This is a genomic window from Bordetella petrii (genome assembly GCF_020991325.1).
Classification (GTDB): Bacteria; Pseudomonadota; Gammaproteobacteria; order Burkholderiales; family Burkholderiaceae_B; genus Bordetella_A; species Bordetella_A petrii_E.
In genome coordinates this window covers 1-9612 of the sequence record NZ_JAJMLX010000179.1, presented here as the reverse complement: position 1 = coordinate 9612, position 9612 = coordinate 1, and the positions used below count along the sequence as shown (strand labels likewise).

Here is a 9612-nt window from a genome sequence, read left to right as displayed (position 1 = left end):
GCCAGCATGACCGCGCCCAGCCCGAATGCCGCCATGCACGACCAGCACAGCGAGCCGGTGGTAATGCCGGACGCCATCGCCATGCCGGCGCGGCGGCCATGCGCCATCGAGGTGCCCGCGATGGCCAGCGTGGCCGGGCCGGGGCTGGCCGATGCCACCAGGGCGGCGGCCAGGATGAGGGTCAGGTTGATGCTGGAAGACATGCCGGGATCCGTTGCGCGCGATGAACGGCCAATCTAGCGCAGCGGCCGCACGGTTGGCAAATGGGCGATGCCCATGTTTCACCGCGCGGCGCGTTTCCGGGCAGGGCCTTCCTTCAGCTTCCCAGCTCTTGGCGTACCCGTTGGGCTACGTCGGCGGGCATCCATTCCTGCCAAATGGCGGCGTGCTGCTTCAGGAAGTACATCGCCGCCTCTTCGATTTCCAGGCCTTCGCGTTCCATGTGGCCCAGTGTCTTCGTCATGGTTTCCTCGGGCACGCTGACCTTGGACAGGAATGCCACCAGCTGCGGGGCGCTGTCGGCGAATGCGCTGTTCACCGCGGTTACCACCGGATAGGGCGCCAGGCCGGTGGGCTGGGGATCCTGGCACTTGGGGTCGGTGATGCAGGGCAGGGCTTTCTCGTCGACGGGCGGCATTTCCAGCTTCACGAGATCCAGCGAACCCACCAGCGAAGTGGGCGTCCAGTAGTAGAAGACAATATCCTTCTTGCGCTTGTAGGCCGACGTGATGGCGGCGCGCTGCGCGGCCGACGAACCCGGGGAATACATCAGGTAGTCGTCCTGCAGCTTGAAGGCCTTGAGCACGTTGGCGTTGATGGTGCCGCAAGTCCAGCCCACGGGGCAGCCGTAGACGCGGCCCTTGCCGGGCTCTTCGGGGTCGGCAAAGTGCTCGTGCAGGCCTTTCAGGTCTTCAACATGGCGCAGTTGGGGGAATTTTTCCGCGGTGTAGCGGGGAACATACCAGCCATCCACGCCGGTGAACACATTGCCCAGCTGCTTGATCTTGCCCGATGCAATCGCCTCGTCCCAAGGCTTCTGCATCTGGGTGATCCAGATTTCACTGTTGATATCCACGTCGCCGCGCTGCAGCGCCGCGAACATGGGCAGGGTGTCGCCCTGTTCCACCTGGGTCTTGCAGCCATAGCCATGTTCGACGATAAAGCGCTCTACATTGACCAGTATCAGGTTCGATTCCCAGTTCATGCCACCAAACTTCACCGGCCTGTCCAGTTCGCAACTGGGGGTGTCGGCGTGGGCATTCAGGCTCAGTGCGGTACCCATGGCGAGGCTGGCGGCGGCCAGAATGCGGTTGATGCGCAAGCGATAAATCATCGATCTATGTCCCTGTCTTCCGTGGCAAAAAAAGGCCCCCACGCCGCGCCTTCGGCTTGCTGCCCCCCAAAGGGGGCTTTTTGCCTTGGGGCGGCCCGGCGGCAAGAAACGCCCCCACGCCGCGCCTTCGGCTTGCTGCCCCCCAAGGGGGTTTTTGCCTTGGGGCGGCCCGGCGGCAAGAAACGCCCCCACGCTGCGCCTTCGGCTTGCTGCCCCCCAAGGGGGCTTTTTGCCTTGGGGCGGCCCGGCGGCAAAAAAAGGGTCAATGATAGCAAGCGCACACTTTCGGGCCGTGTCCGCGGGCTACCATCCCGCCGTGGGCGGCTCAACATATGCCCGGTTATGTCATATGATGAGCTTTTTTAAAGTCATACAAATCTACGCGGTACGCCGCTAGGCAGGAGCAAACCATGAAAGCACGCCCCGTGGGCCAGGCCAAGAAGAAGACGCTTTCATCCCAGGTGGCGGACGAGCTTCGTTCCCGCATCGAAGGTGGCGTGTACGCCCCGGGCGACAAGCTGCCCACCGAGCAGGTGCTGGTGGAAAAGTTCGGCTTCAGCCGCACGGTCATCCGCGAGGCCGTGGCCACGCTGCGCGCCGACGGACTGCTGGAATCCCGCCAGGGAGCGGGCGTCTTCGTGCTGGGCCCGCAGCAGTCGCCGGAAACGCTGATGCTGTTTTCGCATGCCACCGACAAGATCTCCGACATCATCGAAGAACTGGAGCTGCGCATCGGCATCGAGGTCGAGGCGGCCGGGCTGGCCGCGGCGCGCAGCTCGCCGGCCCAGGAGGCCGCCATCCAGTCGGAACTGGATGCCTTCGCCCAGCTCATGGCCGAGGGAAAGTCGACAGACGACTCGGATTTCCGGTTCCACATGGCGATTGCCGCGGCCACCAACAACAGCCGTTTCAAAACCTTCCTGGAACACATCGGGCGGCGCATGATCCCGCGCGTGAAATTCCGCACCGTCATGGGCGGCTACGACCCGCTACCCAGCCGCGACCACACCATCCTGGCCGAGCATGAAGAAATCGCCGAAGCCATTTTCGCCAGCGATGTCGACCGGGCGCGCGAGGCCATGCGCCGGCATCTGCTGATCGGCATCCAGCGTTACCGCTCACTGACGCGGCGTTCGCCGCCGGCCCTGGTGGAAAGTGATTGACGCGCCTTGAAAAGTCATAATATGATTTTCACGAAATACATACTATGACACTGAGAGGCACCGCATGTCCCCCCAAGAACTCAAGGCTCGTATCGCGTCCGGCCTGCTGTCGTTCCCGGTTACGCACTTCCATGACGACTTCAGCCTGAACCTGCCCAGTTACCAGAAGCACGTGGGTTGGCTGTCGAAGTTCGACGCCGCGGCATTGTTTGCCGCCGGCGGCACCGGCGAGCTTTTTTCACTGACCCCCCAGGAAATCGGCGACGTGACGCGCGCCGCCAAAGAGGCGTCGGGCAGCATGCCCATCATTTCAGGTTGCGGCTACGGCACCGAACTGGCCAAGGACATCGCGCGCCGCGCGGAGGCCGCCGGGGCCGACGGCCTGCTGCTGCTGCCGCACTATCTGATGGAAGTGCCGCAGGAAGGCATTTACCAGCACGTGAAAGCGGTGTGCGATGCCACCGGCCTGGGCGTCATCATCTACAACCGCGCCAATTCGGTGGCCAGCGCCGATACGGTGGCCCGCCTGGCCGACGCCTGCCCCAACCTGATCGGCTTCAAGGACGGCACCGGCAAGACGGCCCTGGTGCGCCACATTACCGCCAAGCTGGGCGACCGCCTGAGCTATATCGGCGGCATGCCCACGCATGAATTGTTCGCCCAGGGCTTCAATGGCCTGGGCCTGAACACCTATTCGTCGGCCGTGTTCAATTTCGTGCCCGAACTGGCGCTGCGCTTCTACCAGGCCCTGCGCGCCAATGACGAAGCCACGATGGCGCAGATACTGGACAGCTTCTTTTTCCCGTTCGCCGACATCCGCGACCGCGAGAAAGGCTATGCCGTGTCCATCATCAAGGCGGGCGTGGAGCTGATAGGCCATACCCCCGGCCCGGTTCGCGCGCCGCTGACCAATCTGCGCGCCAACGAGAAGGAAATGCTGAAGGCGCTGATCGACCGCGCCGGCCGCTGATACCGCAATGGCTTGCGGCGGGCGGCAAGACAGGCTGTCCGCCGCAGCGCAGATGTCCTAGAAGAACACCACAGGACTGTTGCACAACCCCCTAAGGAGGAAGACATGAAACGAGCAGGCATGCTTACGCTGGCCTCGGCGGCCGTGCTGGCCGCCATGGCCGGCCCCGCGCTGGCACAGAGCGGCAACCGGGAAGTGAAAATCGTGCTGCCCGAGCAGCCCGCCAACCTGGAACCGTGCGGCAGCATCATGACCAATGTTGGCCAGGTGCTGAACCAGAACATCACCGAGCCGCTGACCGTCATCGATGCCAAGACCGGCAAGGCCATGCCCAAGCTGGCCACTGGATGGGAACAGGTCGACCCGAATACCTGGCGATTCAAGGTGCGCCAGGGCGTCAAGTTTCACGATGGCAGCGACCTGAACGCCAAGGCAGTGGTGTTTTCCATCGAACGCATGACGGGTGGCAAGCTTACCTGCAACAACATGGCCAAGTTCGGCAACGCCAAGCTGACGGTCAAGGCGGTGGACGACTACACCGTCGAGATCAAGTCCGACCGGCCGCAGCCTATTCTGCCCACGCTGCTGAGCGTGGTGATGGTGGTGTCGCCCAAGACGCCGGTGGACAAGCCGGTAAACAACCCCGCGGGCACCGGCCCGTTCAAGCTGGCGACCTTCTCGCCGCAGACCGTGGTGCTGGACCCGTTCGACGGCTACTGGGGTGACAAGCCGGCGGTGACCAAGGCCACCTATGTGTGGCGCCAGGAATCGTCGATACGCGCGGCCATGGTGGAAACCGGCGAAGCCGACCTGACGCCGGCCATCGCCATCCAGGACGCCTCGAACCCGAAGACCGATTTCGCCTACCTGAATTCGGAAACCACCGCCATCCGCATCGACATGGAGCAGCCGCCCCTGGACGATGCGCGCGTCCGCAAGGCGCTGAACCTGGCCATCGACTGGGAAGGCCTGGCCCAGTTGTTCGGCGATGATATCCAGCGCGCTTCGCAGATGGTGGTGCCGGGCATCATCGGCCACGACGACAAGCTGGAGCCCTGGAAATACGACGCCGCCGAAGCCAAGAAACTGGTGGACGCCGCGAAAGCGGATGGTGTCAAGGTGGGTGCCGAGATCAAGCTGATCGGCCGTAACGGCATCTACCCCAATGGCGCGGAAGCCATGGAGGCCATGATGGCCATGTGGCAAGCGGCCGGCCTGAACGTGAAGCTGGTGATGCTGGACGTGGCGGATTGGACGCGCTATTTGCAGAAACCGTTCCCGGCCGAGCGCGGCGCCAACCTGGTGCAGATGATGCACGACAACAACAAGGGCGACGCGGCGTTCACGATTCCCATCTTCTACCGTTCCAGCGGCCAGTATTCCACCATGAACGACCCGGCCGTGGACAAGGAGATCGATGCCGCGATGGCCGCCACGGGCCAGGCGCGTGAAGACGGTTTCAAGAAGATCTTCCGCCAGATGCGCACCGAGATCGTGCCCGATATCCCGATGTTCCACATGATCGGCTATACCCGCGTGGGCAATCGCCTGGACTGGAAACCGGACATCACCACGAACAGCGAAATCCCGTTGGCGAACATCAAGTTCAAGAACTGATGCCTGCTTCTGGAAGCGCTGTCCGCCGCCGGGGCGGGGCGCTTCTAGTTGCTTTGTTTCAAGCCAAGCAAGGACCCGACCATGCTGCATTACCTTGGACGACGGGCGTCCTATAGCGTTATCTCCATCCTGGGCCTGCTGACCCTGGTGTTTTTCCTGACGCGCCTGACCGGAGATCCGTCGGCGCTGTACCTGCCCCTGGATTCCACACCCGAGGCCCGCGCGGCCTTTGCCCACTTGAATGGGCTGGATCAGCCCATCTACATCCAGTTCTGGAACTATCTGGCCGACCTGCTGCGGCTGGATTTCGGCGAGTCGATGCGCCAGCACCGTTCGGCCATGGACGTGGCGCTGGAGGCGTTCCCGCAGACACTGAAACTGGCTTTCGTGGCCATGCTGCTGTCGGTGGCGCTGGCCATCCTGGTGGGCTCGCTGGCTGCCGCGCGGCCGCGCGGCGTTTTCGACCGCATTGCCAGCCTGGTGTCGCTGGCGGGGGCCAGCGCGCCGGATTTCTGGGTGGCCATCGTGGCGATCCTGGTGTTCGCGGTGGGCCTGGGCGTGCTGCCCACGTCCGGCACGGGCGGCTGGGAATTCTGGGTGATGCCCATTTTCGTGCTGATGCTGCGGCCCTTCGGCCTGCTGGTGCAGGTGGTGCGCGGCACCATGCTGTCGTCGCTGGCCTCGCCCTACATCAAGACCGCGCGCGCCAAGGGCCTGGGGCGGCACAGCGTGGTGTTCGGGCATGCGCTGCGCAATTCCCTGTTGCCGGTCATTACCGTGGCCGGCGACCTGGCCACCGGCCTGATCAACGGCGCGGTCATTGTCGAATCGGTGTTCGGCTGGCCGGGCATAGGCAAGCTGATGATCGATTCCATCATCCAGCGCGATTTCGCGGTGGTGCAGTCCACGATCCTGGTCACCGCGACCGCGATCTTCATCCTGAACATCCTGATCGATCTGTTGTACGCAGTGCTCGATCCCCGCGTCCGGTATTGACTATGTCCGCCATTCCTTCTGCCGTGCGCCCCGTGTCCGCGCCCAAGCCGACGCGCGCCCGGGTGTTGTTCAATTATCTGAAGCGCGACAAGTTCGCCCTGGCGGCCGCCGTGTTCCTGGCCATATTGGTGCTGGCCGCGCTGGCGGGCCCCTGGCTGATGGGGGATGCCGCCACCAAACTGGGCCTGCGCCAACGCAACCTGGCGCCGTTCAGCCTGGACGCGGGCTGGTTGTACTGGCTGGGCGCCGACACGCTGGGCCGGCCCATTCTACCCAGGCTGATCGTGGGGGCCAGCAATACGCTGGGTATCGCCGCCGCGGCCGTGGCCACGTCCATGCTGGTGGGCGGCCTGCTGGGGCTGGTGGCCGGCTATAGCGAGAACTGGTACAGCCATGTCATCCAGCGGGCGGCCGACATCATCATGAGTTTTCCGTCGCTGCTGCTGGCGCTGATCGTGCTTTACACCCTGGGGCCCAGTGTCACGAACCTGGTGATCGTGCTGGCGATCACGCGCATGCCGGTATACCTGCGCACGGCCAGGGCCGAAGTACTTGAACTGCGCGAACGCATGTTCGTGAGCGCGGCGCGGGCCATGGGGGCGAGTTCGGCGCGCATTCTGCTGCGCCACATCGCGCCGCTGGTGGTGCCCACGCTGATCACCATTTCCGCTATCGACTTCGCCACGGTGATCCTGGCCGAATCGGCGCTGAGCTTCCTGGGGCTGGGCATCCAGCCACCCGAGTTCACCTGGGGCGCCATGGTGGCCACCGGGCGCGGTTATTTGTCCACGGCGTGGTGGATCGCTTTCTGGCCGGGGTTGGCCATCATGCTGACCACCTTGTCGCTGAACATCCTTTCCAGCTGGGCGCGCACCCTGGCCGACCCGCAGCAGCGCTGGCGGCTGCAGAAACTGAAAAAGGCGGCGCGATGATGACTGAAGCAAGCAGGCAGCCCATTTTGCGCATCGACGGGCTGACGGTTGATTTCCTGTCGGACGACGAACCGGTGCGCGCGGTAGACAATGTGTCGTTCCATGTGCACCCCGGTGAAACCCTGGTCATACTGGGGGAAAGCGGCTCGGGCAAGAGTGTCAGCACCAGCACCGTGATGGGCCTGGTGGATTGCCCCCCCGGCGACATCGTGCAGGGCAGCATCCAGTTCCAGGGCCAGGATCTTACCCGCCTGGATGACGACGCGCGGCGCCGGATCAATGGCTGCAAGATCGCCATGATTTTCCAGGATCCGCTGGCGTACCTGAACCCGGTGTACACGGTGGGGCGCCAGATCGCCGAAGTGTTCCAGAGCCACGGCGCGGCCGACGCCCGGCAGGCGCGCGCGCAAACCATCGAGCTGCTGCGGCGGGTGGGCATACGCGAGCCCGAGCTGCGGGTGGATTTCTATCCCCACCAGTTTTCCGGGGGGCAGCGCCAGCGCGTGATGATAGCCATGGCCATTGCGCTCAAGCCCGATGTGCTGATCGCCGACGAACCCACCACCGCGCTGGACGTGAGCGTGCAGGCGCAGATACTGGATCTGCTGCGCGACCTGCAGCGCGAGCGTCATATGGCGCTGATCATGATCACGCACGACCTGGAGGTCGCCGCTTCGATGGCCGACCGGGTCATCGTCATGAAAGCCGGCAAGATCGTCGAGGCGGGAGTCGCGCGGGATGTGTTCACCAATCCGCAGCATGCTTACACACGCACTTTGACTGCGGCCTTGCCGCATGGCGACCAGGCGGACCTGTCGAACCGCAGGTCCGAGGCGGTGGCCCAGGAAGTGGTGCTGCGCGTCGAGCACCTGGTGAAGGAATACCGCCTGTCGTCGGGCGCGTTCGCGGGCAAGCAGGTCATGCGCGCGGTGGACGACGTCAGCTTCGAGCTGTGCCGCGGCGAAACCCTCGGTATCGTGGGGGAATCCGGATCGGGCAAATCCAGCATCGCCCGCATGCTGCTGCGCTTGTTCGACGCGACATCGGGCGCTGCTTACTACAAGGGCGAGAACATTTTCCAGATGAACGAGCGGCAGATGCGCAAGTTCCGCCGCAAGGTGCAGATGGTGTTCCAGGATCCTTTCGGGTCGATGAACCCGCGCATGACGGTGCATGACATTATTTCAGAGCCCTGGGTCATCCATGCCGACATCCTGGCCAAGCCGCGCTGGCGCGACCGCGTGGCGGAATTGCTGGAGCTGGTGGGTATGAAGCCGGATCATGCGCCGCGCTACCCGCACCAGTTCTCGGGCGGACAGCGGCAGCGCATTGCCATCGCGCGCGCCCTGGCAAGCGAGCCTGACCTGGTGGTATGCGACGAGGCGGTGTCCGCGCTGGACGTATCCATTCAGGCCCAGGTCATCGACCTGCTGGCCGACCTGCGCACGCGGCTGGGCCTGTCGTACGTGTTCATCACGCATGACCTGCCCATCGTGCGGCATTTCGCCGACCGTATCGTGGTGATGCAACAGGGCAAGATCGTGGAGCAGGGCGCGACCTCGGCGATTTTCAAGCAGCCCGCGCATGAATACACCCGCCAGCTGCTGGCGGCCACGCCCCAGCCGAAATGGCTGCAAGCCGAATCCCCACTGACGGCGGGAGCGGCCTGATGACCGGCACCCATAAGCAAGCTGAATCGCGCTATGCCTACGAGGCCTTGGTGGCTTTTACGCAACGCTGCCTCGCGGCTGTCGATGTGGATGCCGACATCGCCGCCGTGGTGGCGCGGCGCGTGGTGGATGCCGACCTCTATGGGCACGCCACCCATGGGCTGGCATTGCTGCCCCGCTATCTGAAAGAAATTACCGAAGGGGCCACGCAGCGGCACGGCGAGATCCGGCGCATATCAGAGAAGGGCGGCTGCCTGTTGTGGGACGCGGCCATGCTGCCGGGCCACTGGGCCATGCACCAGGCCATCCAGGAAGCCCTGGCGCGGGTGCCGGATCAGGGCATGGTCAGCATCGCGGTGCGCCACAGCCAGCATATCGGCGCCCTGCAGGTGTACTTGCCCGAGGTGACCGATGCCGGCTACATGTGCCTGCTGTGGGCCACGGATACCAAGGTGCGGTCGGTGGCGCCCTTCGGCGGGTTGGATCCGGTGGTGACCAGCGAGCCCATCGCCGCCGGCATCCCCACGCGCGGCACGCCCATCCTGATAGACACCACGACTTCGCTGACCAGCAACAGTTTCGTCAAGCAGGTGCACGCGCGCGGTGAACACCTGCCGTGGCCGGCCCTGCTGAGCGCCGACGGACAGGTGACCGATGACCCCGCGGCCCTGGCCAGCCAGCCGCCGGGCACCATTCTTCCCTTGGGCGGGATGGATCACGGCTACAAGGGCTATGCCATTGCCATGCTGGTAGGGGCGATGTCGCTGGGGCTGCCAGGGTTGGGACGCCTGTCGGATGAAAAAGCCCAGGGCTTTCTGCTTCAGGTCATCGATCCCGATGCTTTCGCGGGCCGCGATGCTTTCCTGGACGAGATGCAGGCCTTGGCGGACGCCACGCGCGCCGCCCGGCCCATCGACCCGGCGCGGCCGGT

9 protein-coding genes are annotated in these 9612 nt (G+C 64.4%); 7 read left to right on the top strand and 2 right to left on the bottom strand.

Annotation, left to right across the window (positions count from 1 at the left end; genetic code table 11):
• Together LPZ50_RS16805 and LPZ50_RS16800 are read right to left on the bottom strand one after the other, a co-directional pair.
• The coding region (locus LPZ50_RS16805; RefSeq protein ID WP_230662830.1) for a LysE family transporter at positions 1-203 on the bottom strand (203 nt) is incomplete at its 3' end.
• Positions 204-316: 113 nt separating this feature from the next.
• A complete protein-coding gene (locus LPZ50_RS16800) occupies positions 317-1321 on the bottom strand; it encodes an ABC transporter substrate-binding protein (RefSeq protein ID WP_419195604.1) in 1005 nt (334 codons plus the stop codon).
• A gap of 422 nt (positions 1322-1743) precedes the next feature.
• On the opposite strand from LPZ50_RS16800, the gene LPZ50_RS16795 reads away from it, so the two are divergent.
• From LPZ50_RS16795 to LPZ50_RS16765, 7 genes are all read left to right on the top strand, one after another.
• Positions 1744-2496, top strand: a complete 753-nt coding sequence (locus LPZ50_RS16795; protein ID WP_230662826.1) for a FadR/GntR family transcriptional regulator — start codon at positions 1744-1746, stop codon at positions 2494-2496.
• Between the two features lie 64 nt (positions 2497-2560).
• On the top strand, positions 2561-3466 hold the full coding sequence (gene kdgD / locus LPZ50_RS16790; RefSeq protein ID WP_230662825.1) for a 5-dehydro-4-deoxyglucarate dehydratase: 906 nt from the start codon (positions 2561-2563) through the stop codon (positions 3464-3466).
• Between the two features lie 105 nt (positions 3467-3571).
• Positions 3572-5083: an ABC transporter substrate-binding protein gene (locus LPZ50_RS16785; RefSeq protein WP_230662823.1), complete on the top strand. Its 1512-nt coding sequence runs from the start codon at positions 3572-3574 to the stop codon at positions 5081-5083.
• Between the two features lie 81 nt (positions 5084-5164).
• The gene (locus LPZ50_RS16780; RefSeq protein WP_230662821.1) at positions 5165-6079 is read left to right on the top strand and encodes an ABC transporter permease; all 915 of its coding nucleotides are present in this window, start codon (positions 5165-5167) and stop codon (positions 6077-6079) included.
• Positions 6080-6081: 2 nt separating this feature from the next.
• Positions 6082-7011, top strand: a complete 930-nt coding sequence (locus tag LPZ50_RS16775) for an ABC transporter permease (protein ID WP_230662819.1) — start codon at positions 6082-6084, stop codon at positions 7009-7011.
• Positions 7008-8681, top strand: coding sequence for an ABC transporter ATP-binding protein (locus LPZ50_RS16770; protein WP_230662817.1), 1674 nt, complete (start codon positions 7008-7010; stop codon positions 8679-8681). Before LPZ50_RS16775 ends, LPZ50_RS16770 begins: the two co-directional genes overlap by 4 nt.
• A partial coding sequence (locus LPZ50_RS16765; RefSeq protein WP_230662815.1) for an Ldh family oxidoreductase occupies positions 8681-9612 on the top strand: 932 nt, incomplete at its 3' end. The genes LPZ50_RS16770 and LPZ50_RS16765, both read left to right, overlap by 1 nt.